At 70.6% G+C, this 26,999-nt stretch carries 24 protein-coding genes and 1 pseudogene; 8 read left to right on the top strand and 17 right to left on the bottom strand.

The window, feature by feature from the left end; genetic code table 11:
* The 4 genes from sthA to OG798_RS06160 all read right to left on the bottom strand — a co-directional run bounded on the left by sthA (position 1) and on the right by OG798_RS06160 (position 5,277).
* Positions 1-1,404: a Si-specific NAD(P)(+) transhydrogenase gene (sthA, locus tag OG798_RS06175; RefSeq protein WP_067374801.1), complete on the bottom strand. Its 1,404-nt coding sequence runs from the start codon at positions 1,402-1,404 to the stop codon at positions 1-3.
* 82 nt (positions 1,405-1,486) lie between these two features.
* Positions 1,487-2,821, bottom strand: a complete 1,335-nt coding sequence (locus tag OG798_RS06170) for an enolase C-terminal domain-like protein (RefSeq protein ID WP_097226894.1) — start codon at positions 2,819-2,821, stop codon at positions 1,487-1,489.
* A gap of 43 nt (positions 2,822-2,864) precedes the next feature.
* Positions 2,865-4,202: a GntT/GntP/DsdX family permease gene (locus OG798_RS06165; RefSeq protein WP_095856708.1), complete on the bottom strand. Its 1,338-nt coding sequence runs from the start codon at positions 4,200-4,202 to the stop codon at positions 2,865-2,867.
* 115 nt (positions 4,203-4,317) lie between these two features.
* Positions 4,318-5,277 (bottom strand): 5-dehydro-4-deoxyglucarate dehydratase, encoded by a 960-nt coding sequence (locus OG798_RS06160; RefSeq protein ID WP_121417496.1) that lies wholly within the window; start codon positions 5,275-5,277, stop codon positions 4,318-4,320.
* A gap of 106 nt (positions 5,278-5,383) precedes the next feature.
* On the opposite strand from OG798_RS06160, the gene OG798_RS06155 reads away from it, so the two are divergent.
* Positions 5,384-6,172, top strand: a complete 789-nt coding sequence (locus tag OG798_RS06155; protein ID WP_121418668.1) for an IclR family transcriptional regulator — start codon at positions 5,384-5,386, stop codon at positions 6,170-6,172.
* 68 nt (positions 6,173-6,240) lie between these two features.
* Positions 6,241-7,041, top strand: coding sequence for a metallophosphoesterase family protein (locus OG798_RS06150; RefSeq protein WP_220788934.1), 801 nt, complete (start codon positions 6,241-6,243; stop codon positions 7,039-7,041).
* Positions 7,042-7,126: 85 nt separating this feature from the next.
* Here the strand turns inward: OG798_RS06150 and trxA are convergent, their stop codons facing one another.
* The 6 genes from trxA to dnaK are packed head-to-tail and all read right to left on the bottom strand — an operon-like array spanning position 7,127 to position 14,035.
* A complete protein-coding gene (gene trxA, locus OG798_RS06145; RefSeq protein ID WP_267060603.1) occupies positions 7,127-7,585 on the bottom strand; it encodes a thioredoxin in 459 nt (152 codons plus the stop codon).
* Positions 7,582-10,224 carry an ATP-dependent chaperone ClpB gene (clpB, locus tag OG798_RS06140; RefSeq protein WP_095856712.1) on the bottom strand — a complete coding sequence of 881 codons (2,643 nt, stop codon included), beginning with the start codon at positions 10,222-10,224 and terminating at the stop codon, positions 7,582-7,584. Before clpB ends, trxA begins: the two co-directional genes overlap by 4 nt.
* Complete coding sequence (locus OG798_RS06135) at positions 10,215-10,610, bottom strand: chaperone modulator CbpM (protein WP_121417497.1); 396 nt, start codon at positions 10,608-10,610, stop codon at positions 10,215-10,217. Before OG798_RS06135 ends, clpB begins: the two co-directional genes overlap by 10 nt.
* Positions 10,607-11,584 (bottom strand): DnaJ C-terminal domain-containing protein, encoded by a 978-nt coding sequence (locus OG798_RS06130; RefSeq protein ID WP_095856714.1) that lies wholly within the window; start codon positions 11,582-11,584, stop codon positions 10,607-10,609. Before OG798_RS06130 ends, OG798_RS06135 begins: the two co-directional genes overlap by 4 nt.
* 6 nt (positions 11,585-11,590) lie before the next feature.
* Complete coding sequence (locus OG798_RS06125; protein ID WP_121417498.1) at positions 11,591-12,115, bottom strand: nucleotide exchange factor GrpE; 525 nt, start codon at positions 12,113-12,115, stop codon at positions 11,591-11,593.
* A 9-nt stretch (positions 12,116-12,124) separates the two neighbouring features.
* Complete coding sequence (dnaK, locus tag OG798_RS06120; protein WP_328756485.1) at positions 12,125-14,035, bottom strand: molecular chaperone DnaK; 1,911 nt, start codon at positions 14,033-14,035, stop codon at positions 12,125-12,127.
* Positions 14,036-14,316: 281 nt separating this feature from the next.
* On the opposite strand from dnaK, the gene OG798_RS06115 reads away from it, so the two are divergent.
* Entirely contained in the window at positions 14,317-16,098 is a 1,782-nt protein-coding gene (locus tag OG798_RS06115) for a PucR family transcriptional regulator (RefSeq protein WP_328756484.1), read from the top strand.
* Between the two features lie 27 nt (positions 16,099-16,125).
* On the opposite strand, the gene OG798_RS06110 is transcribed toward OG798_RS06115, so the two are convergent.
* Positions 16,126-16,746, bottom strand: coding sequence for an L-threonylcarbamoyladenylate synthase (locus tag OG798_RS06110; protein ID WP_060900152.1), 621 nt, complete (start codon positions 16,744-16,746; stop codon positions 16,126-16,128).
* A 152-nt stretch (positions 16,747-16,898) separates the two neighbouring features.
* Between OG798_RS06110 and OG798_RS06105 the strand changes: the two genes are divergently transcribed.
* From OG798_RS06105 to OG798_RS06085, 5 genes are all read left to right on the top strand, one after another.
* Entirely contained in the window at positions 16,899-17,138 is a 240-nt protein-coding gene (locus OG798_RS06105) for a hypothetical protein (protein ID WP_067374823.1), read from the top strand.
* A complete protein-coding gene (locus OG798_RS06100) occupies positions 17,138-17,515 on the top strand; it encodes a toxin Doc (RefSeq protein WP_095856718.1) in 378 nt (125 codons plus the stop codon). Before OG798_RS06105 ends, OG798_RS06100 begins: the two co-directional genes overlap by 1 nt.
* 156 nt (positions 17,516-17,671) lie before the next feature.
* Entirely contained in the window at positions 17,672-18,706 is a 1,035-nt protein-coding gene (locus tag OG798_RS06095) for a zinc-binding dehydrogenase (RefSeq protein WP_097226899.1), read from the top strand.
* Between the two features lie 181 nt (positions 18,707-18,887).
* Complete coding sequence (locus tag OG798_RS06090; RefSeq protein WP_267060597.1) at positions 18,888-20,303, top strand: MFS transporter; 1,416 nt, start codon at positions 18,888-18,890, stop codon at positions 20,301-20,303.
* A gap of 136 nt (positions 20,304-20,439) precedes the next feature.
* On the top strand, positions 20,440-21,483 hold the full coding sequence (locus tag OG798_RS06085; RefSeq protein WP_328756483.1) for an NAD(P)-dependent alcohol dehydrogenase: 1,044 nt from the start codon (positions 20,440-20,442) through the stop codon (positions 21,481-21,483).
* A gap of 134 nt (positions 21,484-21,617) precedes the next feature.
* On the opposite strand, the gene OG798_RS06080 is transcribed toward OG798_RS06085, so the two are convergent.
* The 6 genes and pseudogenes from OG798_RS06080 to OG798_RS06055 form a co-directional block, all read right to left on the bottom strand.
* Positions 21,618-22,559 (bottom strand): helix-turn-helix transcriptional regulator, encoded by a 942-nt coding sequence (locus tag OG798_RS06080; protein ID WP_328756482.1) that lies wholly within the window; start codon positions 22,557-22,559, stop codon positions 21,618-21,620.
* A 159-nt stretch (positions 22,560-22,718) separates the two neighbouring features.
* On the bottom strand, positions 22,719-24,158 hold the full coding sequence (gene gndA, locus OG798_RS06075; protein ID WP_328756481.1) for an NADP-dependent phosphogluconate dehydrogenase: 1,440 nt from the start codon (positions 24,156-24,158) through the stop codon (positions 22,719-22,721).
* A 109-nt stretch (positions 24,159-24,267) separates the two neighbouring features.
* Complete coding sequence (locus OG798_RS06070; RefSeq protein WP_267060594.1) at positions 24,268-24,762, bottom strand: hypothetical protein; 495 nt, start codon at positions 24,760-24,762, stop codon at positions 24,268-24,270.
* Between the two features lie 110 nt (positions 24,763-24,872).
* Positions 24,873-25,004: pseudogene (locus tag OG798_RS06065) on the bottom strand (bifunctional methylenetetrahydrofolate dehydrogenase/methenyltetrahydrofolate cyclohydrolase); the annotation flags it as partial.
* Positions 25,005-25,112: 108 nt separating this feature from the next.
* The gene (gene purU / locus OG798_RS06060; RefSeq protein WP_267060593.1) at positions 25,113-26,018 is read right to left on the bottom strand and encodes a formyltetrahydrofolate deformylase; all 906 of its coding nucleotides are present in this window, start codon (positions 26,016-26,018) and stop codon (positions 25,113-25,115) included.
* Position 26,019: 1 nt separating this feature from the next.
* Complete coding sequence (locus tag OG798_RS06055; RefSeq protein ID WP_267060592.1) at positions 26,020-26,889, bottom strand: methylenetetrahydrofolate reductase; 870 nt, start codon at positions 26,887-26,889, stop codon at positions 26,020-26,022.
* Positions 26,890-26,999: the final 110 nt, after the last annotated feature.

Here is a 26,999-nt window from a genome sequence, read left to right as displayed (position 1 = left end):
TCAGTCCCTCAGGCGGTCTATCTGGCGGATCTTGTTGGTGGCGTCCAGGGCGGCGACCTTGTAGGACTCGGCCAGCGTGGGGTAGTTGAACACCGCGTCGACGAGGTAGTCGACCGTGCCGCCGCACCCCATCACGGACTGCCCGATGTGGATCAGCTCGGTGGCCCCGGTGCCGAAGCAGTGCACGCCGAGCAGCTTGCGGTCGTCCGGGGAGACCAGGAGCTTGAGCATGCCGTGCGAGTCACCGATGATCTGGCCTCGGGCCAGTTCGCGGTAACGGGAGATGCCGACCTCGAAGGGCACGCACTCCTCGGTGAGCTGGTCCTCGGTCCGCCCGATGAAGCTGATCTCCGGGATGGTGTAGATGCCGATCGGCTGGAGGTCGTGCATCGGGTGCACCGGCTCGCCGAAGGCGTGGTACGCGGCCGTACGTCCCTGCTCCATCGAGGTCGCCGCCAGCGCCGGGAAGCCGATGACGTCGCCCACCGCGTAGATGTGCGGCACTTCGGTGCGGTAGTTCTCGTCGACCTTGATACGGCCGCGTGGGTCGGCGGACAACCCGGCCTTGTCCAGGTCGAGTTCGTCGGTGAGTCCCTGTCGGCCCGCGGAGTACATCACGGTGTCCGCGGGGATCTTCTTGCCGCTCTCCAGGACGGTGAGAGTGCCCCGGGGATGATGCTCGACCGAGGCGACCGTCTCTCCGAAGCGGAAGGTGACGGCGAGGTCCCGCAGGTGGTACTTGAGCGACTCGATCACCTCGACGTCGCAGAAGTCGAGCATCGAGGCCCGCTTCTCGACCACCGTGATCTTGCTGCCGAGGGCCGCGAACATGGAGGCGTACTCCATGCCGATCACCCCGGCCCCCACGATGACCATGGAGCGCGGCACCCGCTCCAGGTTGAGAACGTTGTCCGAGTCCATGATCGTGCGTCCGTCGAACGCGACGCTCGCGGGCCGTGCCGGCCGGGTGCCGGTGGCGATCACGATGTGTTCGGCGGTCAGCAGCTTTTCGTTGCCGTTCGCTTCGACCAGGGCGACCGTGTGGTCGTCCACGAAACGGCCGGTGCCGGCGAACAGGGAGACGTGGTTGCGGGACAGCTGGCTGCGGATGACGTCGACCTCGCGGCTGACCACGTGCTGGGTGCGCGCGGTCAGGTCGGCGACGGTGATGTCCTCCTTGAGGCGGTAACTCTGGCCGTACATATCGCGTTGGGTGAGGCCGGTGAGATAGAGGACCGCCTCGCGCAAGGTCTTGGAGGGGATGGTCCCGGTGTGGATGGAGACCCCGCCGACCATGTCGGGGCGGTCGAGGACGGCGACCCGGCGGCCGAGCTTGGCCGCGGCGATGGCGGCCTTCTGACCACCCGGGCCGGATCCGATGACAAGCATGTCGAAGTCGCGCACCCTCCGGAGTCTGTCAGGCCGAAGTCCTCACCCGGAAGGGTGAAAGGACAACAGTCGGTCCCACGACGGAAATGAGAGTGCCTCAACGCACCAGACACGGACGCTTGCCGTCGAACTCCCAGCCGGGGACGAGGTAGCGCATCCCGACGGCGTCGTCACGCGCCCCCAACGCCTTCTCCTGGTAGAGCTCGTGGGCCGCGAGCAGCCGCTCCCTGTCGAGCCGGACACCGAGACCGGGCGCGTCCGGCACGGCGATCTCCCCGTCGACGATGCGCGGCGGTGCGACGGTGAGGCGCTCCAGACCCTCCTGCCAGATCCAGTGCGTGTCCAGGGCGTTGTACGCGCCCGGAGCCGCGGCCCCGCAGTGCGTCACCATCGCCAGCGAGATGTCGAAGTGGTTGTTCGAGTGACAACCCCAGGTCAGCCCCATCGCGTTGCACAGCTGCGCCACCCGCACCGAGCCCTGCATGGTCCAGAAGTGCGGGTCGGCCAGCGGGATGGACACCGACTGCAGGGCCAGGGCATGGGTCAGCTGCCGCCAGTCGGTGGCGATCATGTTGGTCGCGGTCGGCAGGCCCGTCGCGCGGCGGAACTCTGCCAGGATCTCCCGACCGGAGTAGCCGCCCTCGGCTCCGCAGGGGTCCTCGGCGTAGGCGAGCTTGCCCACCAGGGGCGTACACAGCTCGATCGCCTCGCGCAGCGACCACGCGCCGTTCGGGTCCAGGGTGATGCGCGCCTCGGGGAAGCGGTCCTTGAGCGCCCGTACGGCCTTGACCTCCTCCGCGCCCGCGAGGACACCGCCCTTCAGCTTGAAGTCCCGGAAGCCGTACAGGTCGTGGGTCGCCTCGGCCTGCCGGACGATCGCCTCCGGAGACAGGGCCTCCTCGTGCCGGATCCGGTACCAGTCCTCGGCCGCGTCCGGCTCGCGGACGTACTCCAGTTCCGTGCGGCCGGGGTCACCGACGTAGAACAGATAGCCGAGGACCCGTACGGAGTCGCGCTGCTGTCCGTCGCCCAGGAGCGCCGCGACGGGTACGTCGAGATGCTGCCCCAGCAGGTCGAGCAGCGCCGACTCGACCGCGGTGACGGCGTGGACGGTGGTCCGCAGGTCGAAGGTCTGGGCGCCGCGCCCACCGGCGTCGCGGTCGGCGAAACGGCCACCGATCTCGCGCAGGACGCGCTTGTAGTCACCGACCTTCGCTCCGACGACCAGGGACTCGGCATCCCGCAGCGTCCGCGTGATGTTCTCCCCGCCGGGGACCTCACCGAGACCCGTACGCCCCTCGGAGTCCGTCAGGACGACGACATTGCGGGTGAAGTAGGGGCCGTGCGCGCCGGAGAGGTTCAGCTCCATGGAGTCCCGGCCTGCGACCGGGTAGACGGAGAAGGCGGTGACGGTCGGCTGGCTCTTGCTCATGCGTCTCAAAGTCCTTGGGTACGGAGGTGATGGGGGGCTGCGGTCAGAGGCTGAGGACGTCGAGGGCCCATTCGACCGCAAGGACACCGCCCAGACCGAGGACGGCCAGCACGGTGGTGTACGTGGTGCGGACCTTGATCGCCTCGACGACCGAGAGGTCGAAGTACTCCTTGAACAGCCAGAATCCGGGGTCGTTGACGTGGGAGAAGGCGATCGAACCGCAGCAGACGGCGAGCACCATCATCTCGGGGTGTACCCCGCCGCCCGCCAGGAGCGGCAGCACCACGCCGGAGGCCGTGACGACGGCGACCGTCGCCGAGCCCAGTGCCACCCGGAGGATGACCGCGATCAGCCACGCGAGGACGATCGGCGAGATGGACCAGCCGTGCGTCTGGTCCTTGATGTAGTCGGATATCCCGCCCTCGACGAGGACGTTCTTGAAGGCGCCGCCGGCACCGATCACCAGCAGGATCATGGCCATCGCTTGGGCGGCGGAGTTGCAGGAGGCGCTGACCTCCGCGAGGCTCCGCCCGATGCGCGGGCCGAATGCCCAGACCGCCAGCAGCAGGGTCAGCAGCAGTGCGATCGGCGCGGATCCGATGAAGGCGACGAAGTGCAGGAACGGGCTCGAACCGGACGTGGCCATGTCGGTCACGGCGGCACCGGCGATCAGCACCACCGGGAACAGGGCCACGCCCAGTGACCAGCCGAGCCCGGGCATCTCCTCGTCCTCGAAGACCCGCTCGCCGACCAGGCCCGCGGGGATCGAGGGATTCATCGCCCTGATGAACGGCAGCCGTGGCCACACCAGGGCGATGAGCGCGCCGACCGGGACGGCGATGAACAGGCCGTAGAACAGCGTCAGACCGACGGATGCGTGGAAGGTCGCGGCCACCGCGGTGGGACCGGGGTGGGGCGGCAGGAAGCTGTGCATGGTCGACAGGGCGATCGACATCGGCAGCCCGACCCACAGCAGCTTCGCGCCGGTCACCCGTACCAGGGTGAACGCGATGGGCACGATGATGATGAACGCGACCTCGTAGAACATCGTCACGCCGATGAGCATCGACGTCACCACCATGGCGACCTGGACGCCGCGCGGGCCGAAGGCGTCGAGGAGCTTGCCGGCGATGCGCTGGGCGGCGCCCGAATCCCCCATGACACGGCCGACCATCGCGCCCAGCCCGATGGTGAGCATCGTGTCGCCGACCTGGCCGCCGATGCCTTCGGAGAGGACGTCTGGGATCTTCTCCAGCGGAATCCCACGGACCAGACCGACGCCGACCGCCACCAGCAGCAGGGCGGCGAAGCCGTTCAGTTTGAGCTTGGTCATGAGGAGCAGCAGGACCAGCACGCTGATCCCGACTACGAGGAGCGGCACGTCTCAGTTCCCCTTTGAACTGGTTGGACCGGGTGACGGATAACGGATGACAGAGGGCAGATGACGGATTGCGGGTGACAGATGACAGATGACGGATGACGGATGACGTCATCTGTCAGTCGGATCGCCGCACGGCTCCGACCACCTTCAGACCGTCGTCGAGCACCTGCGCCAACGCGTCGAGCTCCTCCGGACCCGGGTCCGTGAGCGGCGCGCGGACCGGCCCGACCGGCAGACCACGCAGCCGGGCGGCGGCCTTGACCAGCGACACCGCATAGCCGGGGACCCGGTCGCGCAGTTCGACGAGCGGGACGTAGAAGTCGCGCAGGAGCTTGGTCACTGCCGCGTCGTCGCCGTCCCGCAGGGCGGCGAAGAAGGCGTTCGCGATCTCGGGCGCGAAGGCGTGGACCGCCGAGGAGTAGGCGGGGACGCCCACGGTGGCGTAGGCGCGGGCCTGGATCTCGGCGGTGGAGGCGCCGTTGAAGAAGAGGAAGCCGTCGGGCGCCGCGAGCGTGAGGCGCTGGAGGCGGTCGAGGTCGCTGTGTCCGTCCTTGAGGCCGATGACCGTGGGGATCTCCGCGATCCGGCGCAGGCTGTCGGCGGTGAAGGCGACCTGACCGCGCTGGTAGGCGATCAGCGGCAGAGAGGTGCCGGAGGCGATCCGCCGCAGCTGTTCCACCAGTCCGTCCTGCGGGGCCGCGACCAGGTAGTGGGGGAGTACCAGCGCGGCGTCCGCGCCCGCCTCCTCCGCGATCCGGGCGAAACGCAGGGCCTGCGCCCAGCCGTAGCCGATGCCCGCGACGACCGGCAGCCGTCCGTCGGCGATCTCGACCGTGGCCCCGACGACCGCGCGGTACTCGTCCTCGTCCAGCGAGAAGAACTCTCCGGTACCGCAGGCGGGGAACACCGCGCCCGGCGCGCTGTCCAACTGGGCGGACAGGTAGGCCCGGTACGCCTCCAGATCGAGACCGCCGTCCTCCCGGAAGCTCGTGAGCGGGAAGGACAGCACCCCGCCCGCCATGCCGTCCCGCAGTCGCTTGGCCACGCCCTCGGCCGCCGCACTGAACCGTGTCATGAACTCTGTCCTCATATGCAGATGGTGTCTATGTATGAAGATGGAGGCTAGGTTCGTGAACGCGCGGGGTCAATGGGTTCGGCAGAGCGGATTTACGATGGGCCCCATGCCGGAGAGCAGTGGTGTCCGAGAAGTGAAGTCGGCGGCCCGCACGGTCGCGCTGCTGGAACTGCTCGCCGGGCGGGGCGACCGGCCGGCCCGGCTGGACGAACTCGCCGTGCAGCTGGGGGTGCCGCGCAGCAGCATGTACCAGTTGCTGCAGACCCTCGTCGACCGTGGCTGGGTGCGCGCCGACACCACCGGTTCGCTGTACGGCATAGGGATCCGTGCCCTGCTCACGGGGACCAGCTATCTCGACAGCGACCGGCACGTACGGGTGGTCCGCCCCTACCTCGACGAAGCCTCGGAGGCGCTCGGGGAGACCATTCACCTGGCCCGCCTCGACGGCGCCGACGTCGTCTATCTCGCGACCCGCGAGTCCCACGAGTACGCGCGCACCCTCAGCCGGGTCGGCCGCCGGGTCCCGGCCCACGCCGGTGCCCTCGGCAAGGCTCTGCTCGCCGAGCGTCCGGACAGCGAACTGTCGCTTCCAGCACAGCCGTTGACCGCTCTCACGGAGAACACGCACACCGAGTCGGCCACCCTGCTCGCGGACCTCGCGGAGGTACGGGAGCGCGGCTACTCCATCGACCGCGAGGAGACGGTGCCCGGCATCGCGGGCTTCGGCTTCGCGCTGCGCTACGACACGCCGGCCGTCGACGCGATCAGCTGCTCGGTTCCGGTGGCCCGGCTCACCGGCGAGCACGAGGCCCGTATCGTCGCCGTCATGCGGGAGATGCGGATGAAGATCGAGTCCCTGCTGTCGCCCGCCTCGGGTGCGCCCGACTGGCGTTGACCGGTTCGGTGGCGACGGTTTCGGTGGAACAGCCGGTCCGGCACCGGCCGCCGTTGTTACCTTCAAGCATGGACACGACCTTGTACGGCCCCGGGGCCTGGGAGGGGCCGACGCGCCGCTACGGTCCCATGCGACGGGTCGCGGTCATTTCCGACGTCCACGCGAACGTGCCGGCGCTGACCGCGGTCCTGGCGGAGATCGAGGGAGCCGGCGTCGATCTGGTGGTCTCGTGCGGAGACCTGACCTGGGGTGCCGAACCCGACCGTACGGTGAAGCTGATGGCCGGGCTGCCGCGGGCCCTGTTCGTCCGGGGCAACGGGGAGCGCGCCGTCGTGGACATTCACCGCGGGGTCCGTCGGCCGAGCACCGAACGTGAGGCGTGGGTGCCGCGGCAGCACTCCGACGCGAGTGTCGCGTTCGTCGCCGGGATCCCCTTCAGCGTCGTCGTGGACGTCGTCGGACTGGGACCCGTGCGGTTCTGCCACGGATCGCCCCGCGGCGACACGGAGTTGGTCACACCCGCCACGCCTGCCGAGCGTTTCGCGGAACTGGCCGCGGACGTCGAGGAGGCGGTGATCGTCACTGGGCACACGCACCTCCAGTTCGACCGCACCGTCGCCGGACGGCGCAGCGTCAACCCGGGCAGCGTCGGGCTCCCCTTCCACGAGGGCCCGCCGGGCACCGCCTTCTGGGCCCTGCTCGGCCCGGACGTCGAGCTGCGGCAGACCTCGTACGACGTCGACGCGGCCCGTGCCGCCGGGCCCCGGACGGGCGACCCTGCCGCCGAACGCATCACCGCCCTGCTGGACGCCCCGCCCACGCCGGCCGAGATCACCTCGGACGCGGAGGCGCGGGTCTTCTCCGACTAGGCACCCGGCCCACGGGGCGTCGGACAGCGGCGGCGAGTGTGGGGTTCACCCTGCCGGGGCCGTGCCCGAGTTCGCGCGGCCCGGTTCAACGACGGGCGGCCAGGGTGTCCTCCACCCACTGCCGCAGCGCCGGCGCGGGCGCCGCTCCCGTCTTGCGTGCGATCACCTCTCCCTTGTCGAGCAGCAGGAGCGTCGGGACGGCCTGCACCTGGAACCGCTGGGCGAGCCGCGGGTTCTGGTCGATGTCGACCTTGACCAGCTTGACCCGCCCGGCGAGTTCGTGGGCGACCTGTTCCAGCGCGGGGCTGACCATCCGGCAGGGTCCGCACCAGGTGGCCCACAGGTCGACGACGACGTACGGCTTCGCCTGTTCGGCGACCTCCGCGAAGTCCGCGTCGCCGGCGTCGGCGATCCACGCGAGCGGGGACGCGCAGTTCCCGCAGCGCGGCGTGCCCCCGGCCGCCGCCGGCACCCGGTTCTTGCGACCGCAGTGGTCGCAGACGACCGTCGTGCTCGTGCCCGTACTCGTGGTCACCGCACTCACGCGGCTTTCCGCACGTCCGGTGCGGCCTGTGCGCCGTAGGTGACGACGAGTTCGCCGTTCTGGGCGTCGACGCGGATCGTCGTACCGTCCTGCACGTCACCGCGGATCAGCGCCCGGCCGACCATCGTCTCGACCTCGTGCGAGATGTACCGGCGCAGCGGCCGGGCTCCGTACACGGGGTCGAAGCCCTGCTCGGCGATGAGTTCGCGGGCGGCGTCGGTGAGCTCGACGCTGATCTGCCGCTCTGCCAGCCGTCGGCGCAGGTCGTTGAACTGCAGCTCCACGATCCGCTCGATCTGGGTCATGCCCAGCGGCTTGAACAGCACGATGTCGTCGACGCGGTTGAGGAACTCGGGCCGGAAGTGGCTCCGCAGATCGCTCATCACCAGCGTCCGCGCGTCGGACTTGATCTCGCCGTCGGCGGTCACCCCGTCCAGCAGGTGGGCCGAGCCGATGTTGGAGGTCATGATGATCACGGTGTTGCGGAAGTCAACGGTGCGGCCCTGGGCGTCGGTGATGCGGCCGTCGTCGAGGATCTGCAGCAGGGTGTTGAAGACATCGGTGTGCGCCTTCTCGATCTCGTCGAACAGCACGACCGAGTACGGCTTGCGGCGTACGGCCTCGGTGAGCTGGCCGCCCTCCTCGTAGCCGACGTATCCGGGCGGTGCACCCATGAGCCTGCTGACGGTGTGCCGTTCCTGGTACTCGCTCATGTCCAGGCGGACGATGCTCTCCTCCGAGTCGAAGAGCGCCGCGGCGAGCGCCTTGGCCAGCTCGGTCTTCCCGACGCCGGTCGGGCCGAGGAAGATGAACGAGCCGATCGGCCGGCGCGGGTCCCGGATCCCGGAGCGGGCCCGGATGATCGCGTCGGTGACCAGCTTGACCGCCTCGTCCTGGCCGATCACCCGCTCGGTGAGGATCTCGTCGAGGCGCAGCAGCTTCTCGCGCTCGCCCTCCTGGAGGCGGGTGACGGGGATGCCGGTCCAGGCGGCGACGATCTCCGCGATCTCGTCCTCGGTGACGACCTCGCGCAGCAGCCGGTTCTCGCCCTGCTTGGCGGCCAGCGCGTCCTCCTCCGCCGCGAGGCGGCGTTCGAGTTCGGTGAGCTTGCCGTAGCGCAGTTCGGCGGCCCGGTTGAGGTCGTAGGCGCGTTCGGCCTCCTCTGCCTCCTGCCGGACCTGCTCCAGTTCCTGGCGCAGTTCCTGCACGCGGCGGATGGCCTGGCGTTCGGCCTCCCACTGGGCGTGCATGGCGTCGGCCTCGGCGCGCAGGTCGGCCAGTTCGCGGCGCAGCTCGTCGAGTCGCTTCTGGCTGGCGGCGTCGGTCTCCTTGGCGAGGGCCGCGTCCTCGATCTCCAGACGGGTCACCCGGCGGGTGATCTCGTCCAGTTCGGCGGGCATGGAGTCGATCTCGGTGCGCAGCCGCGCGCACGCCTCGTCGACCAGGTCGATGGCCTTGTCCGGCAGGAACCGGTCGGAGATGTAGCGGTGGCTGAGGGTGGCCGCCGCGACCAGCGCGGTGTCCTGGATCTTCACGCCGTGGAAGACCTCCAGGCGCTCGCGCAGTCCGCGCAGGATGGAGATGGTGTCCTCCACGCTCGGCTCGTCCACCTGCACCTGCTGGAAGCGGCGTTCGAGGGCCGCGTCGGACTCGACGTACTTGCGGTACTCGTCGAGGGTGGTGGCGCCGATCATGTGCAGCTCGCCGCGCGCCAGCATGGGCTTGAGCATGTTCCCGGCGTCCATGGCGCCCTCGGCACCGCCGCCCGCGCCGACGACCGTGTGCAGTTCGTCGATGAAGAGCAGGATGCGTCCCTCGCCCGCCTTGACCTCGCTCAGTACGGCCTGCAGTCGTTCCTCGAACTCGCCGCGGTACTTCGCGCCCGCCACCAGCGAACTCATGTCGAGCGAGAAGATCGTCCGGTCGCGCAGCCCGTCGGGCACGTCGCCCCGCACGATGCGCTGGGCGAGCCCCTCCACGATGGCGGTCTTGCCGACACCCGGGTCACCGATGAGGACGGGGTTGTTCTTCGTCTTGCGGCTCAGGATCTGGATGACCCGGCGGATCTCCGCGTCCCGGCCGATCACCGGGTCCATCCTGCCGCTGCGTGCCTCGGCGACCAGATCACGGCCGTACTTCTCCAGTGCCTCGTACGCCGCTTCGGGCGTCGCCGAGGTGACGCGCTGGTTGCCGCGGATCCGCGTGAGCGCGGACAGGAACCCGTCCTTGGTGACGCCGTGCTCCTTGAGCAGCCGGCCGGCTGCCGTGCGGGACCCTTCGTCGGCGAGTGCCAGCACCAGATGCTCGACGGACACGTACTCGTCCTTGAGCCGCTTGGCCTCCTGCTCGGCCGAGTCCAGCACCTTCGCCAGCCGTTGGGTGACGTACACCTGCCCGGGGGTGGCACCGGGGCCCGTCACCTTCGGCCTGCGGGCCAATTCCTCGTTCAGCGCGGTGCGCAGGGCCCGGGTGTCGGCGCCCGACTGGTCGATCAGCCGCGGTATGAGGCCGTCGGGCTGGTCGAGGAGGGCGAGGAGCAGATGCTCGCCGTCGACCTCGGTCTGGTTCAGCCGGCCGGCGATGGTCTGCGCTTCCTGGAGCGCCTCCTGGGACTTCTGGGTGAGCCGGTTCATATCCACGATTCATCACTCCTGGAGCCGGCGTTGCTGCGCCTCAGGGCGTCCTCCAACTCACTGATCCGGTCGAGCAGATCGAGCACCAGACCCAGGGAGGCGTAGTTGAGGGGGAGCGCGGCTCGTAGTCGTTGGATGCGGGCGAGGGTGGCGGGAGCGGACGGCTCGAACCACAGTCGCCCAGTGGCGTCCCGGGTGGCGTCGACGAGGCCGAGGGTGACGAACCGGCGTACGAGATCCGGATGGAGACCGGAACGGGTGGCGACGGCGTCGAGACCGAGCCGATGGGCCGGTCCGAGCGGGGCGGCGCGGACCACGATGTTCAGGGTCGGCCGGGGTACCGGGGTGGCGCTACGGCGGTGCGCACCGCCGGGACGGGGGGCTGTGGTCATCGGGGCCTCCTCGGGTCGAAGGCGGACGCGGCGGCCAGTTCCTCGAAGAGCTCACGCTCACGGGCGGTCGGCTCGGGCGGCACCATGATGCGGACCTCCGCGTACAGGTTGCCGTCCTCGCCGCGCGGGTTGGGCATGCCCTCGCCGCGCAACCGCAGCCGGCGGCCGCTGGAGGAGCCCGCGGGGACGGTGACCTTGGCCGTGCCGCCGGGGGTGGACACCGGCACGGTCGCGCCGAGTGCCGCCTCCCACGGTGTCACCGGGAGGACCACGTGGATGTCGCGGCCCTCCAGCCGGAACCGCCCGTCGGGCTTGATCCGCACGCGCAGATACAGGTCGCCCGGCGGGGCGTCGGGGCTGCCCCTGCCGCCCTCTCCGGCCAGCCGGATGCGCTGCCCGTCCACCACCCCGGGCGGGATGGTGACGTCGTAGGTGCGCTGCCCGGTGGGGCCGCCCAGGGTGATGCTGCGCTTGCCGCCCCGGTAGGCCTCCTCGACGCCGAGCTGGATCTCGGCCTCCTGGTCGGCGCCCGGCACGGGACCCCAGCCGCCCCCCGCCCCCGCGCCCCCGCCGCGTCCGAAGATCCCACCGAACAGGTCCTCGAAGTCGACGCCGGAGCCGTCGAAGTCGACACCGTCCGCCGTACGGAAGCGCACCCCACGTCCGCCGCCTCTTCCGGCCCCTCCGACGCCTGCGCTCCAGCCGCCCCGGGCACCCGCTCCCGCGGCCACCCGCTCGTCGTAGTCCTCCGGGACCTGCCGGAAGTTCTCGCCGAAGCGGTCGTAGCGCTGCCTGGTCTTGGGGTCGGACAGCACGCTGTACGCGTCGTTGATCTCCTTGAAGCGTTCCTCGGCTCCCGGGTCCTTGTTGACGTCGGGGTGGTGTTTGCGCGCCAGCTTGCGGAAGGCCTGCTGGATCTCCTCCGCACTCGCGGTGCGCGGCACCCCGAGCACGTCGTAGTAGTCCCGTGCCATGGGGCGTCACTCCTGCCGCTTGCTGACCACGACGAAGGCGGGGCGCAACTGCTTCCCGTCCGCCCCGTAGCCCGGGCTCACCACCTGGGCCACGGTGTTCGGTTCGGCGTCGGGGGTGTCGACGACTCCGACGACCTCGTGCCGGGTCGGGTCGAAGGGCACCCCGGTCTCCTCGTAGCGGGGATACCCGAGGCCGCGCAGCACCTCGACCGCCTGGTCGCGTACGGCTTCGACGCCCTTCAGCACGGCGGAGGGGTCGGAGTCGGAGTGGGCGAGCGCCCGTTCCAGGTTGTCGAGGACGGGCAGCCAGGCCCCGGCGGTGCGGGCGCGCTCCTCGGCCCGCACGCGTTCGAGTTCCTTCGCGTGACGTTTTCGGAGGTTGTCCAGGTCGGCGAGCGCGCGGCGCCAGCGGTCGCGCATCTCGTCGAGGGCGGCGGTCTGCTCGTCCGCCTCCGCCTCCGGCTCCTGCGAGGGCGAGGGGGGCTCGCCCGGCTGTTCCGGGGGCGTCATCGGCTCCTGCTCGGTGGCCATGACCGCTCCTCAGCTCTTGTCGAATTCCGCGTCGATCACGTCGTCGTCGGCTGCTGCCGAGGCGCTCGCGGTGTCCTCCGTCCTGGTTCCGGTTGCGGCGCCGGCCTGGGCCTGTGCGGCCGCGCCCGTCTGGTACTGGGCGAGCGACGCCAGCACCTGCTGGAGCTCGGAGGTCAGCGGCCTGGCCTTGTCCGGGGACGCCTCCTGCTGGACCGCCTCACGGGCATCGGCGACGAGCATGTCCGCCCGGGCCCGCTCGTGCGAGGGCACCGCGTCGCCCAGCTCGTTCAACCGGCGCTCCACCTGGTAGGCCACGGCGTCCAGTTCGTTGCGGGCGTCCACGGCGTCGCGCAGCGCCTGGTCCTCGCCGCGGTGCTGCTCGGCCTCCTGGACCATCCGCTCGACCTCGGCCTGGTCGAGGTTGGAGCCCTCGCTGATGGTGATGGTCTGTTCCTTGCCGGTGTCCTTGTCCCGTGCGGTGACGTTCAGGATGCCGTTGGCGTCGATGTCGAAGATGACCTCGACCTGCGGCTCGCCGCGCGGAGCGGGGCGGATGTCCTTCAGCTGGAAGCGGCCGAGGACCCGGTTGTCGGCGGCCATCTCGCGCTCGCCCTGCAAAACGACGACGTCCACGGCCTCCTGGTTGTCCTCCGCGGTGGAGAAGGTCTCCGAGCGGCGGACCGGGATCGTGGTGTTCCGGTCGATGATCTTCGTCATCACACCGCCGCGGGTCTCCACGCCCAGCGACAGCGGGGTCACGTCGAGCAGCAGGACGTCCTTGACCTCGCCCTTGAGCACGCCGGCCTGGATCGCGGCGCCCAGCGCCACGACCTCGTCGGGGTTGACGCTCATGTTCGGGTCCTTGCCGCCGGTCAGCCGGCGGACCAGGCTCTGCACGGCCGGGATGCGCGTCGAGCCGCCGACGAGGATGACCTCGTCGATGTCGTTCGCGCTGGCCTTGGCGTCGGCCATCGCCTGCTTGACCGGTTCCATGGTCCGCTCGACCAGGTCGGCGGTGATCTTCTCGAACGTGGACCGCATGATCGTCTCGGTCAGGTGCTTGGGGCCGGCGGCGTCCGCGGTGATGAACGGCAGGCTGACCTGCGTCTGCGTGACCGAGCTCAGCTCCGTCTTGGCCTTCTCCGCGGCTTCGAACAGCCGTTGCAGCGCCTGTGGGTCCTTGCGCAGGTCGATCCCGTTCTCCTTCTGGAAGCCGTCCGCGAGCAGGTCGACGAGGCGACGGTCGAAGTCGTCGCCGCCGAGGTGGCTGTCGCCCGCCGTCGAGCGCACTTCCACGACCCCGTCACCGACGTCCAGGATGCTCACGTCGAAGGTGCCGCCACCGAGGTCGAAGACGAGCACCGTCTCGTGCTGCTTCTTCTCCATGCCGTACGCCAGTGCCGCCGCCGTCGGCTCGTTGATGATCCGCAGTACTTCGAGCCCCGCGATGCGCCCCGCGTCCTTGGTCGCCTGGCGCTGGGCGTCGTTGAAGTACGCGGGCACGGTGATGACGGCCTCGGTGACCTTCTCGCCCAGCTGCTTGCTGGCGTCGTCGGCGAGCTTGCGTAGCACCAGTGCGCTGATCTCCTCCGGCGCGTACAGCTTGTCGCGCACCTTGAAGCGCGCGACTCCGCCCTCGCCCTCGACGACGTCGTACGCCACCGCCTTGGCCTCGTCGGATATCTCGTCGAAGTGCCGGCCGATGAACCGCTTGGCCGAGTAGATGGTGCCCTTGGGATTGAGGATCGCCTGGCGCCTGGCGAGCTGACCCACCAGCCGTTCGCCGCTGTCGGTGAAGGCGACGATGGAGGGCGTGGTGCGCGAGCCCTCGGCATTGGGTATGACGGTCGCTTCACCGCCCTCCCATACGGCGATCACCGAGTTGGTGGTGCCCAGGTCGATTCCGACTGCCTTGCCCATGAGGAACTCCTTCGCCTGCCACCCCCGGCGTCCGCCCGTCTCCGGTGGCGGCGGTTGTCTTCAGGTGAGGTCGCGTGTCCGCGGGCGTCAGCGGGCGGACACGGGTCGTGGGTTCCGTCCTTGCCAGGGTGTTACGGGACGAAGGGCGACGCCTGCTCCCGACGGGGCGAAGTTCGGCCCGTCCTCTCGCCCCGGGAGTACAGGAGGCCACGCGGCACGCGCCACCCCAGGGGTGCTCGGTGCAAGAAGCGGTGAAAGGGGGCAAAAGATAGTATTGCGGCATGTCTGGCACGGCCGACGACGCGACCGGTGCGGCGCACCGGAGCATCGCACCACGCGGCCTCGGCAGCCGGGCGCCGACCGCCGCACTGGCCGGCTGGGGGCGCAAGCAGTCGGCGAGCCTGTACGACGTGTTCGTGCTGGCCGCGACCATGCTCGACGGTCGCCCGGTGGACGAGATCCTCCAGTTGGCCATGGACGAGGTGCCACGTCTCCGCGACTGCCGGCCCGAGGGCTGCTACATGCTCAGGGACGGCCGCTTCGAGCTCGCGGCCACGCCGAGCACACGGGCCCTTGCCAGCCGGGCACCGCGCGATCTGACCGACCTGGTCGAACAGCTGACCGCGCTGGAAGGGGAGGACGGCGCCGTCCACTTCCGGGAGGACGGCTGGGGCTGGGCAGCGGGCCTGCGCAGCTCCGGCGGGCTGCTCGGCTACCTGCTGGTCAGTGCCGGGAATCCGCCTCCCGACGAGGACCGCTTCCTCGTCTACGCCCTTGCTCATTCGACCGGCGCCGCGCTCTACAACGCCGAAGCCCGTCGCCGCGACCGCGAGTACGCCCGACAGCTGTTCCGGGCGATCGAGGAGCGGGACGCGGTCAACGAACGACTCACCGCGCTGGTGGCGGAGCTGGAGGAGCAGCGCACCGTGCACGACGTCCTGGCCCGGACCTCCCTCACCGACGAGGGGGAGCACGGCATCGCCGCCGCCGTGTACGAGTTGACCGGCCTCGCCACCCGGGTCGAGGACCGCTTCGGAAACCTCCTCGCCCGCGCGGGGCCGGTCCCGACCGAGGCCGACACCAAGCCCGATCCGCTCCAGCGCGAGCAACTCATGCACGACGCGATGCGCGAGCTCGGTCCGATCCGCCGCGAGGGACGCCTCATCGGACTGGCCCGCCACCACGGGGAGCCCCTCGGCAGCATCGAGCTGATCGACCCCGACGGCACGGCGGGAGAGGCCGAAAGGTTCGCCCTCGAACACGCGTGCACGGCACTGTCGCTGGAACTGGCCCATCGCCGCAGCCTGGCGGAGGCGGAACTGCGCCTGCGCCGGGAACTTGTGGACGACCTGCTCACCGGCGCCGACGCCGGCGGCGCGTACGCCAGGGCCGAGGCCGTCGGCCACGACCTGCAGGGACCGCACCACGTCGCGGTCGCACAGTGGCGGGGAACGGCCGCCGACGACCGCTTCCTGGGAGCGGTGGGACGTGCCGCGCAGGGGCGGGGCCTGCGGTCGCTGCTGGCCCGACGAGGGGACATGGCGGTGCTCGTGGTCCGGGGCGAGCCGCGCGACTCGGGTCTGTACAAGGCCCTCGCCGACGAAGTGGGCTCCCCGCACGGCGCGGTGGGCATCGGCAGCCTGTGCGAGGCGGTGGCGGACATCCCGCGCTCCTTCGACCAGGCCGTCCGCGCGCTCGCCGTACGCCGCCAGTCCCACCCCGCGGACGGCACCACGACCAGCGAGGAACTCGGCCTCTACCGCATCCTGGCCCGGGACAAGGACGCGGGGGACATCGCCGACTTCGTCCGCGAATGGCTCGGCGCGCTCCTGGACTACGACGACGCCCACGGCACCGACCTGGTGCACACCCTCACCCGGTACTTCGACCACGGCGGCAACTACGACGAGACGGCGCAGGCCCTCGCCGTGCACCGCAGCACGCTCCGCTACCGTTTGCAGCGCATCAAGGAGGTCAGCGGCCGTCGGCTCGACGAGGTGGACAGCCGCTTCAACCTCCAGGTCGCCACCCGGATCTGGAAGGTCAGCGGCCCCGCCTTCTGACCGCCCGCTTCGCCCCGCTCCCTCGCATCACTCGAACCGGGAGGGATCGCCCGCTCCTCGTCGTACGATCTCGGGCTCGCCCTGCGAGAAGTCGATCACGGTCGTCGGCTCGACGCCGCAGTCGCCGGAGTCGAGGACCGCGTCCACCACGTGGTCGAGTTCCTCCTTGATCTCCCAGCCCTGGGTCAGCGGCTTCTCCTGGTCGGGGAGGAGCAGGGTGCTCGACAGCAGGGGCTCGCCGAGCTCGGCGAGGAGCGCCCGGGCGACGACATGGTCGGGAATCCGGACCCCGACCGTCTTCTTCTTCGGGTGCAGCAGCCTGCGCGGTGCCTCCTTCGTCGCCGGGAGGATGAAGGTGTAACTACCCGGAGTCGAGGCCTTGATCGCACGGAACACCGCGTTGTCCAGGCGTACGAAGTGGGCCAGCTGCGCGAAGTCCTGGCACATCAGGGTGAAGTGGTGCCGGTCGTCCAGCCGGCGGATCGAACGGATCCGGTCGAGTCCGTCCCGGTTGCCCAGCTGAGCCCCGAGGGCGAAGCAGGAGTCGGTCGGATAGGCGACTAGCCCTCCGCCGCGGATGATGTCCGCCACCTGGCTGAGAGTGCGCTGCTGGGGGTTCTCGGGGTGCACGTCGAAGTACTTGGCCATGCGCCGAGCTTAGATCGGCGACGTCGGGGACCTGACGATTCGCCCCATGGCCGCTCGTTCGGCCCGTGAGACACCGGCACCGCTCGCGGCTCGGCGCGGGCGGCCGGTCCTGAGATCTCGCGTCCCAGGTACCAACCAGGTACCATCCGGGTATGCCATCACTGAACGTGACCTTCACGGAAGAGGAGCTCGAGGGAGTGCGCGCGGCCGCCGCGGCCGACGGCAAGAGCCTCAAGCAGTATCTGCACGACCTCGGTGTCCGGGAGATGCAGCGCAGGCAGTTCGTCGCGGGCGCCACCGCCTGGGCCGACCGGCTGCGCGGCGAGTTCGACGACGCGTTCCCCGACGAGGTGCCGCCCGCCGAGCGCCGGGACGGATCCGCGGCCGCCTGATGCACCTGACCATCGATGTCGCCTGGCTGCTCGACGTCCAGGAGGCCGCCCTCGCCCGCGAGGACATGTCCGTCTCGGACTACTCCGCGCTCGTCGCGGCCGTCGCCCGGCACAGGACCAAGCTGCCCACGCTCGCCGCGGCCGACCCGGACGCGGCCTGGCGCGCCGCCGCGCTGATGCACACCATCGTGCGCCTGGAGCCCCTGCCGCACCGCAACAGCCTGTTCGCCGCGTTCGTCGCCGCCCAGTACATGGATCAGTCGGGCGAGGGCATCGACCCGCCCTACGGAGCCCTGTCGGACCTCGTCCGCAAGATCCGCGACACCCGCGTCGGCGTCCCCGCCGTCGCCGACCAGCTGCGCTCCTGGAAGGTCTGAGGACGTCGGGACACCAGATCCACCGCTGCGCCCCGGAGTCGTCATCGCAGGCAGGCGCGAGAATGCGCGCCCCGATATCGAGACCCATACTTTTTGAACGGCCGGAATGTCCCTTGGACTGCGACCACGTACAGGACGACTCGATCGGAAAGACTCATGCGAGCAACTCTGATTTACGGTGCCGGTGACGTGCGGGTGGAGGATGTTCCCGACCCGAAGATCCAGCGGCCCACGGACGCGGTCGTACGCGTGGTGCGGTCGTGCATCTGCGGCAGCGACCTCTGGCCGTACGGGTCGCGTCCGCCCACCGAGCAAGGCGACCGCATCGGCCACGAGTTCCTGGGCGTCGTCGAGGACGTCGGCGCGGAGGTGTCCGGACTGAAGACCGGAGACCTGGTGGTGGCCCCCTTCGTCTATTCGGACAACACCTGCGACTTCTGTCGCGAGGACCTGCACACCTCGTGCCGGCACGGGGGTTTCTGGGCCACGGACGGGGTGGACGGCGGCCAGGGAGAGGCGGTGCGGGTACCGCAGGCCCAGGGCACGCTGGTGAAGCTGCCCGTAGGCGAGGACTCCGCCCTGCTGCCGTCGCTGCTGACCCTGTCGGACGTGTTCTGCACCGGCCACCACTGCGCGGTGACGGCGGGCGTCACCCCGCGGACGACCGTGACCGTGGTCGGTGACGGAGCGGTCGGGCTGTCGGCGGTGCTGTCCGCCAAACGGCTCGGCGCCGAGCGGATCATCCTGATGGGGCGGCACAAGGTCCGCACCGATCTCGGCCGCGACTTCGGTGCCACCGACATCGTCGCCGAACGCGGTGAGGAGGGCGTCGCGCGTGTGCGCGAGCTGACCGGCGGCGACGGTACGCACACGGTGCTGGAGTGCGTCGGTACGCTGCCCGCCTTTGAGATGGCGCTGGGCGTGGTGCGCGCGGGCGGCACGATCAGCCGGGTGGGCGCTCCCCAGTACGACCAGGCGCCACTGGGCTTCGAGGTGTTCATGAACAACATCACCGTCACCGGCGGTGTGGCTCCGGCCCGCGCCTACATCGAGGAACTCCTCCCCGACGTCCTCGAGGGGAAGATCGAACCCGGGCGCGTCTTCGACCGCACGGTGAGCGTCGAGGAGGTCCCCGACGGCTACCGCGCGATGGCCGCCCGGGAGGCACTGAAGGTGCTCGTCCAGCCCTGAACACGACGCCGACCGCTGGTGGTGCGCCCCACTCCGGCGCCCCCGTGACCTGCGCGACAGCCCCGTGGGGGGCCCTGTCACACCCCTGAACACCGCTCCCCTGAACATCACGGTCTGCCGGGATGCGGGCTGGGCGAGCAGGCTGGATGCTCGTTGAAGATCCCATTTCCCGGGAGCATCCATGCCCGTCCTCGTCACTCCGACCCGGCGATCTGTCGGCGTTCCCCCGGGGCAAGCCCTCCCAAGTCCCACGCCGGCGCTGGCGGCGGCCGTCCTCGGCTTCTTCGTGATCACCCTCGACGCACTGGTCGTCAACGTCGCCCTGCCCTCGATCCAGGACGACCTCGGCGGTGGCGTCACGGGCCTGCAGTGGGTCATGGACGGCTACACGCTGATGTTCGCCGCGCTGCTGCTGTCCTCGGGGGCCCTCTCCGACCGGATCGGCGCGCGTCAGGCGTACGCGGCCGGGTTCGCGCTGTTCATCGCCGCCTCCGCGGCCTGCGGATGCGCGCCCACGCTCGGCGTTCTGGTCGGGGCACGGCTGGTGCAGGGGCTCGGCGCGGCTGTCATGCTCCCCGCGTCCATGGCCCTCATCCGCGAGGCCTACCCGGACCGGGTCGAGCGCGCCCGGGCCATCTCCGTCTGGGCGATGGGCGGCGCGGTCGCCTCGGCGGCCGGACCGGTGCTCGGCGGCTTCCTGACCCTGCTCAGCTGGCGGGCGATCTTCTTCGTCAACCTTCCGGTGGGCCTGGTCGCGCTGCTGCTGTTCACGAGGATCGCGCGCTCACCTCGCCGGGAGGCGCCGCTGGATGCGACCGGGCAGATCGCCGCCGTCGTGGCCATGGGCGGACTGACGTACGGCGTGATCGAGGCCGGTGCCGACGGCTTCGGCGCGCCCAGGGTGCTGATCGCGCTGGGCCTCGCGGTCCTCGCACTGATCGTGTTCCTGACGACCCAGGCACGCGGCAGGCACCCCATGGTGCCCCTGGACCTGTTCCGGTCCCGCGGTGTCGTGGTCCCGCTGCTGGGCGGCTTCGCCTTCACCGTCGGCTTCTACGGACTGGTGTTCCTGCTCAGCCTGTACTTCCAGGACTTGCGCGGCCTGTCCTCGTCGGCCACGGGCCTCGCCTTCCTGCCGATGACCGTCGTGACGGCCTTCATGAACCTGGTGGCAGCCCGGGCCGCGGAGAGGTTCGGGGCGCGCGTACCCATCGCTGTCGGACTGTTCCTCATGGCGGTGGGCCTGATGGCGCTGTGCGTCGTCCCGCAGTCGACGCCTGTCTGGCTGATGGCCGTCCTGCTGGTCCCGGTCGGAGCGGGCGGCGCACTGGCCGTGCCCGCGCTCACGGCGGTGCTGCTGGACGACGTCCCGGCCGAGCGGGCGGGCACCGCGAGCGGCGTGCTCAACACCTTCCGGCAGCTGGGCGGCGCCCTGGCCGTGGCGGTCTACGGCGCCCTGATCACCACCGACTTCCTGCACGGCATGCGCGTCGGCCTCACGATCTCGACCGTCCTGCTGCTCGTGATGGCCGCGGCCGCTCTCACGCTGAAGCGTCCCGCAGAAGTGACCACACCCATGAAGGAGACCAGGCCATGACGCCCGCATCACGAGCCCCGTGGCGGGCTCCACGACGATGCGACCGGTGCCACGCGGCGCAGCGGACGCCTGGCCAGACTTCGGCAGCCGTCCGGCTGCCGACGACCCCATCACCTCCCCCCCCACTGGAGAACCGGTGCTTACCGTCCCCGCATACGCCGCCACTTCGGCGACCGAACCGCTCGCGCCGACCACCGTCGAGCGCCGTGACGTCGGCCCGCACGACGTCCTCATCGACATCAAGTACTGCGGCATCTGCCACTCCGACATCCACAACGTTCGCAGCGAGTGGGGCCCGGCGACCTACCCCCTGGTCCCCGGCCACGAGATCGCCGGCATCGTCACCCAGGTCGGTTCCGAGGTCACCCGGCACGCCGTGGGCGACCGGGTCGGCGTCGGCTGCATGGTCAACTCCTGCCGTGAGTGCGTGCCCTGCCTGCGGGGCGAGGAGCAGTACTGCCTCAAGGGCAACACCCTCACCTACGGCTCGATCGACGCCGACGGCACCCTGACCCAGGGCGGCTACTCCACCCACGTCGTGGTCGACGACGACTTCGTCGTCACCGTCCCCGAGGGGCTCGGCCTCGACGAGGCCGCCCCGCTGCTGTGCGCGGGCATCACGACGTACTCCCCGCTGCGCCGCTGGGGCGCGGGCCCCGGCAAGAAGGTCGCCGTCATCGGCCTCGGCGGACTCGGTCACATGGCCGTCAAGATCGCACACGCGATGGGCGCCGAGGTCACCGTCCTGTCGCAGTCGCTCAAGAAGATGGACGACGGCCTGCGGCTGGGCGCCGACCACTACGACGCCACCAGCGACCCGGCCACCTTCGAGCAGCTCGCCGGCACCTTCGACGTCATCCTCAACACGGTCAGCGCCAAGCTCGACCTCGACACCTTCCTCGGCCTGCTCGCCGTGGGCGGCACGATGGTCAACGTCGGCGCTCCCGCGGAGCCCCTGTCGCTGAACGTGTTCTCGCTGATCATGCAGGGCCGCGTGTACGCGGGCTCGCTGATCGGCGGCATCCGCGAGACGCAGGAGATGCTCGACTTCTGCGCCGAGCACCGCATCGGCGCCGAGGTCGAGGTCATCCCCGCCGAGAAGATCAACGAGGCGTACGAGCGTGTCCTGGCCTCGGACGTGCGCTACCGCTTCGTGATCGACACCGCGACCCTGACCTGACCCGCCGCGGCACCGTCCGCCCGAGACCACCCCCGTACGAGGCGCGCCCCCGAGCCCTCGTACGGGGTGCTGCCGCCCGCGCCGAGGTCACCCGAGGGGCACGTGAAGACAGGGGCACGTGAAGAAGGGAGCCGCTAGCCGGCCGCGGGCCGACCGGCCCCCGCCCGGCGAGCGGGCTGCTCTCCGGCCTCCCCAGCCGTGTCGAGCAGGAGCATCGCGTCGTACTCCGGGGTGCCGGGCGGGGCGTGGTACGCGACCAGGCGGTGGCCGTCGGTGCCCTCCAGCGTCATGGACTGGTAGCCGAAGGTGACGTCGCCGACCCGGGGGTGGTGGAAGGTCTTACGGCCCGAGGAATGACCCTTCACGTCGTACGCCTCCCACAGACGCGCGAAGTCCGGGCTCTTGAGCAGGAGTTCGTCGACGAGGTCGACGAGGTCCGGGGCGTCGGGGTCGGTGCCGGCGAGGGTGCGCAGCCGGGCGACGCAGCCGCGGATCTGGTTCTCCCAGTCGTCGAAGAGCGCACGGGCGGCGGGGTGCAGGAAGACGTAGCGCACGATGTTGCGCTGCTTCTCGGGCCAGTCCTCCAGCCCGGCCATCAGGCGCAGGCCGCCCGGATTGGCGGCGATCATGTCCATGGTGCGGCCGACCACGTGCGCGGGGTTGGGCCGCATGCTCTCCAACAGCAGCTCGACACCGGGATCCACCGAGCCGCCGCGATCCCCGGACCCGCCGGGCGCCGTCGGCAACTCCGGGACGGCGCGCGCGGCGCGTGCGGCGAGGTCGCGCAGATGCTCGCGCTCGGTCCCGTCCAGCCGGAGCGCGGCGGCGAGGGCGTCGACGACGGACGGGCTCGGATTGGTTTCCTTGCTCCGCTCCAGACGCGTGTAGTAGTCGATGCTGACCCCCGCCAGCGTGGCCAACTCCTCGCGGCGCAGTCCGGGCGTGCGGCGCAGCCCGGGGCCCGCCGGGAGACCGACGTCGGCGGGCGTCACCCGGGCGCGGCGGGCGCGCAGGAAGCGCCCCAGTCCCGTACCACCCTTGCCCCCTGCGTTGCCGCTGTGCTGCTCACGTGCCATGCGATCCAGTGTGGCAGTCCCGTGACCAGGGCGGCAGCGGCGTGGGGGGCCCTGCCACACCCCCGAACACACCCAGGCGCGCGGCAGGAACCCGATGGGTGGGCCGCCCACCCCACGGAAGTGAGCCGCGCGCCGTGTCCCGCGCGGCCCGAGTCCCTGTCAGGCGGTGGTTTCGGGGCGGTCGGGCTGCGACCAGTGGGTGTGGAAGGAGCCCTCTCGGTCGGTGCGCCGGTAGGTGTGGGCGCCGAAGTAGTCGCGCTGCCCCTGGAGGAGGGCGGCGGGCAGGCGTTCGGCGCGCAGGGTGTCGTAGTGTGCGAGCGCGGCGGAGAACGCGGGGACGGGGATGCCACGCCGGGCGGCGGAGGCGACGATCTCCCGCCAGGGCACCTGGGCGTCGCTGATCTCCTGGGCGAAACCGTCCTCGGCGAGCAGGCTGACGAGGTCGGGGTCGGTGGCGTAGGCGGCGCGGATACGGTCGAGGAAGGAGGCGCGGATGATGCAGCCGCCGCGCCAGATGCGCGCGACCGAGCCGAGGTCGATCTTCCAGCCGTACTCGGCGGCGGCGTCCAGGATCATCTTCCAGCCCTGGTCGTAGGCGATGACCTTCGAGGCGTACAGGGCGTGTTCGACCTGGGCGGTGAAGCGTGCGGCCTCGGTGCGGCTGAGCGGGGGAGTCGTGCCGCCGGGCAGCCCTCGGTAGGCGGCGCGCAGGTCGCTCTGGCCCGAGGCGGCGCGGGCGAAGGTGGCCTGGGCGATGGCGGTGACCGGGGAGGCCAGGTCGAGGGCGGTCTGCACGGTCCAGCGGCCGGTGCCCTTCTGCCCGGCGGCGTCGTCGACGATGTCGACGAACGCGCCGCCGGTCTGCGGGTCGGTGTGGGCGAGGACCTCGGCGGTGATCTCGACCAGATAGGAGCCGAGGCGGCCCTCGTTCCAGGTGCGGAAGACGTCGGCGATCTCGGCGGGGCTGTACCCGGCGACCTGGCGCAGCAGGTCGTAGGCCTCGGCGATGAGCTGCATGTCGGCGTATTCGATGCCGTTGTGGACCATCTTGACGAAGTGTCCGGCGCCGTCGGTGCCGATGTGGGTGGCGCAGGGTTCGCCGTCGACCTTGGCGCTGATGCTCTCGAACATCGGTCCGAGGACGGCGTACGACTCCGCCGAGCCGCCGGGCATGATGCTCGGCCCGTTGAGGGCGCCCTCCTCGCCGCCGGAGATGCCCGCGCCGACGAAGTGCAGGCCGCGTTCGCGCAGTGCGGCCTCGCGGCGGCGGGTGTCGGCGAAGTGGGCGTTGCCGCCGTCGATGATCATGTCGCCGTTCTCGAGGAGCGGGGCGAACTCGTCGATGACGGCGTCGGTGGCCGCGCCCGCCTGCACCATGATCATGAGGCGGCGGGGGCGGGCGAGCGCGGCCACGAATTCCTCGGCCGTCTCGGCCGGGACGAAGGAGCCCTCGTGGCCGAACTCGTCCACCAGCGCGCGGGTGCGGCCGGCGGAGCGGTTGTGGACGGCGACGGTGTAACCGTTCCGGGCGAAGTTACGGGCCAGGTTGCGGCCCATCACTCCGAGGCCGGTGACGCCGATGGAAGCGGATGCGTTCATGAGGCTGCCTGTTCTTCGAATGTCGGCCATGTCAGGGGCGGGGCGACCCCATGACCATGGGTACGGGCCGACGGCCCGGTCTTCTCGATGTCGCGGCGGCCAATCTTGATCAGGTTCCAGGAGGACGTCGTCGAGTGCGGTCCCCGCGGCCGGTGCCGGTGCCCGGGCCGGGGTCGAGGACGATCCGCCCCTCGTCGATCCTGCGGGCGGTCAACTCCTCGACGCATCGGCACAGTTCGGCATCGACGTCGCGTGGAGGCCGCACCGCCCATGCGGAGTGCTTCGCCCAGGCGGCGGCTCGCAGCGTGTTCACCATCAGAAGGGCGATCGTCATCGGTCCTACGCCGCCCGGTACGGGAGTGAGTCGGCCGGCGCCGCCGTCCACCTCGCTCGCGCGGACGTCGCCGGTGAGCCCGGAGTCGGTCCTGTGGATGCCGACGTCGATGACCGTCGCCCCCGGCTTGATGTGCTCGGGGCCGACGAGCCCGGGCACCCCGGTGGCGACCACGACGATGTCGGCCGGCCGGGTGACGGCCGCGAGGTCCGTCGTGTACCGGTGGGCGATCGTGACGGTCGCGTCCCGTTGCAGGAGCAGCTGGGCCATGGGCCGAACTCCCCGCGGGCCAGCAGACCGGCGCTCGCCGTGGTCAGTCCGTCCACGTCCTTGCCGACGGGGATACGGTCGATCAGCGCGGCGGAGTCGAGCCCCTCGGGCAGCGGCAGTTGCAGCAGGATGCCCGACACCGCGGGGTCGGCGGCCAGTTCGTCGATGACGGCGGCGACCTCCTCGGTGACCCGTGACCGGATGTCCCGGGCGATCTTCTTGCCGTCGATTTTCGTCGTCATGGCAGTGACATCACCTTCTGGTGTGGGAACCCATCTGCGGTGGGACCCGGTGGGACCCGGTGGGACCCGATGGGAACCGGTGGGAACCGGTTGGAAACGGTGCGTCGGTCAGGCGAAGACGATCGTGTGGTTGCCGTCGCGGATCACGCGGTCCTGGCTGTGCCACTCCACCGCCCGGGACAGGACGGCTCGTTCGACGTCCGCGCCGCGGCGCTGGAGGTCGGCGGCGTTCTCGGCGTGCGTCACCCGGACGACGTCCTGCTCGATGATCGGGCCCTCGTCCAGGTCCTCGGTCACGTAGTGGGCGGTCGCGCCGACGAGTTTCACGCCCCGCTCCTTCGCCTTGGCGTAGGGACCGGCGCCGATGAAGGCGGGCAGGAACGAGTGGTGGATGTTGATGATCGGCACGCCCACCTGGGCGATGAAGTCCCCCGACAGGATCTGCATGTAGCGGGCGAGGATGATGAAGTCGACGTTGCCCCGCAGCAACCGCAGGTGTTCGGCCTCGGCGGCGGACTTGTCAGGACCCGTCGACGGCACGTGGAAGAAGGGGATCCCGAAGCCGCGGACCTCCTGGGCGGTGTCGGGGTGGTTGGAGATCACCATGGAGACGGTGATGGGGAGTTGACCCTGCCGCTGCCGCCAGAGGAGGTCGAGCAGACAGTGGTCGGACTTCGAGGCGTAGATGGCGACCCGCTTCGGCACGGACATGTCCCGCAGCGTGAACCGAAGTTCGAGCTCCTCGGCGAGCCGCGCCTTCAGCTCGCTCTCGATCGCGGGCAGCGCCGCCTTGAGGTTGTCCATGCTGAAGACCGTGCGCTGGAAGAACGCGCCGCCCTGCGGATTGTCGGAGTACTGGTCGAGGGAGACGATGTTCGCGTCGTGACTGCTGAGCACCGCGCCGACGGCGGCGACGATGCCGGTGCGGTCCTTGCCCTTGACGATCAGCGAGGCGTGGTGCGGGGCGGGCTTGCGCGCCGGCGTGCGCGCGGGCGCGTCCTGGGTGAGCGTCACGTCAGTTCTCCTTGTCGCGGAAGTCGGCGACCCACTCGGAGGTGGTCTTCAGGCCGCCGAATGTGTAGAAGTGCAGCTTGAGTTCGCCGTGCCGGCGTGCGTCGTAGCCGTTGGCCAGGGCCCTGATGAAACGGTCGGGCCCGGCTGTGCCCATGAGGTTGGTGAGCGAGAAGCCGTACTTCTTGGCGATGGACGTACTCGTGCCGACGCCGAAGCGAGCCGCGTAGGTCATCAGCCGTCTGATCCCGGCGGGTCCGGGCACACCGATCCGGACGGGCAGGCCGATGCCCCGGGCCCGTACCGCCTCGACCCAGGCCAGGACGGCGTCGACGTCGAAACCGAACTGGGTGATGACGGCACCGGGCAGCCCGTGCTCCTCAAGGGCGGCGCTCTTGTGCTCCATCGCCGACCAGAGCACCGGATCCGCGATCGCGGGGTGCCCCTCGGGGTAGCCGCTCACACCGACGTGCCGCACGCCGTGCTTCTGCAACAGTCCGGACCGGATCAGGGCCAGCGCGTCGTCATAGGGGCCGTGCGGCTCGACGGGGTCGCCGCCCACGACGAAGACGTTGTCGGCGAGGCCGTTCGCCTCCAGCGCGGCGAGGAACTCCTCCAGCGCCGCCCGCGAGGGCAGCCGGCGGGCCGATATGTGCGGTACGGGGACGAAGCCCAGCCGTTTGACCGCCCGCGCGGCGGCCAGTCGCATGGCGAGGTCCTCATTGCCGAGGAAGGTCACATTGATCCGCGTGCCCCGGGGGATGGTGCCGCGGGCCTCCTCGAGCTTCGGGACGTCCTTGCCCGTCATCTCGAGGGAGAAGTCATCCAGCAAAGGGGCGACGGCCGACGCCGACGCCGTGGAGACGGAATCCATGGTGCTCCTTGTTCACATCGTTCTCCGTGCCGCATGCGTTGCGTTCTCCGGGAGGGCGCGGGTGGGGGTGCGCGACAGTGCCGCAGGGGGAGTCACCCCCCGTTTCAGGC

This window comes from Streptomyces sp. NBC_00271 (assembly GCF_036178845.1).
GTDB lineage: Bacteria > Actinomycetota > Actinomycetes > Streptomycetales > Streptomycetaceae > Streptomyces.
Note: the sequence above shows the minus strand (reverse complement) of the source record. Positions and strands in the feature narration are given on the sequence as shown.

Bases quoted from the DNA above. Each gene is read 5' to 3' on its own strand.
- OG798_RS06115 (WP_328756484.1), top strand. From the start codon at position 14,317: ATGTCTGGCACGGCCGACGACGCGACCGGTGCGGCGCACCGGAGCATC.
- OG798_RS06105 (WP_067374823.1), top strand. From the start codon at position 16,899: ATGCCATCACTGAACGTGACCTTCACGGAAGAGGAGCTCGAGGGAGTG.
- OG798_RS06090 (WP_267060597.1), top strand. From the start codon at position 18,888: ATGCCCGTCCTCGTCACTCCGACCCGGCGATCTGTCGGCGTTCCCCCG.
- OG798_RS06160 (WP_121417496.1), bottom strand. From the start codon at position 5,277: ATGACACGGTTCAGTGCGGCGGCCGAGGGCGTGGCCAAGCGACTGCGG.
- OG798_RS06070 (WP_267060594.1), bottom strand. From the start codon at position 24,762: ATGGCCCAGCTGCTCCTGCAACGGGACGCGACCGTCACGATCGCCCAC.
- dnaK (WP_328756485.1), bottom strand. From the start codon at position 14,035: ATGGGCAAGGCAGTCGGAATCGACCTGGGCACCACCAACTCGGTGATC.
- OG798_RS06110 (WP_060900152.1), bottom strand. From the start codon at position 16,746: ATGGCCAAGTACTTCGACGTGCACCCCGAGAACCCCCAGCAGCGCACT.
- OG798_RS06150 (WP_220788934.1), top strand. From the start codon at position 6,241: ATGGACACGACCTTGTACGGCCCCGGGGCCTGGGAGGGGCCGACGCGC.
- gndA (WP_328756481.1), bottom strand. From the start codon at position 24,158: ATGAACGCATCCGCTTCCATCGGCGTCACCGGCCTCGGAGTGATGGGC.
- OG798_RS06095 (WP_097226899.1), top strand. From the start codon at position 17,672: ATGCGAGCAACTCTGATTTACGGTGCCGGTGACGTGCGGGTGGAGGAT.
- OG798_RS06130 (WP_095856714.1), bottom strand. From the start codon at position 11,584: ATGGCACGGGACTACTACGACGTGCTCGGGGTGCCGCGCACCGCGAGT.
- OG798_RS06135 (WP_121417497.1), bottom strand. From the start codon at position 10,610: ATGACCACAGCCCCCCGTCCCGGCGGTGCGCACCGCCGTAGCGCCACC.
- OG798_RS06055 (WP_267060592.1), bottom strand. From the start codon at position 26,889: ATGGATTCCGTCTCCACGGCGTCGGCGTCGGCCGTCGCCCCTTTGCTG.
- OG798_RS06100 (WP_095856718.1), top strand. From the start codon at position 17,138: ATGCACCTGACCATCGATGTCGCCTGGCTGCTCGACGTCCAGGAGGCC.
- OG798_RS06080 (WP_328756482.1), bottom strand. From the start codon at position 22,559: ATGGCACGTGAGCAGCACAGCGGCAACGCAGGGGGCAAGGGTGGTACG.
- OG798_RS06170 (WP_097226894.1), bottom strand. From the start codon at position 2,821: ATGAGCAAGAGCCAGCCGACCGTCACCGCCTTCTCCGTCTACCCGGTC.
- OG798_RS06155 (WP_121418668.1), top strand. From the start codon at position 5,384: ATGCCGGAGAGCAGTGGTGTCCGAGAAGTGAAGTCGGCGGCCCGCACG.
- OG798_RS06125 (WP_121417498.1), bottom strand. From the start codon at position 12,115: ATGGCCACCGAGCAGGAGCCGATGACGCCCCCGGAACAGCCGGGCGAG.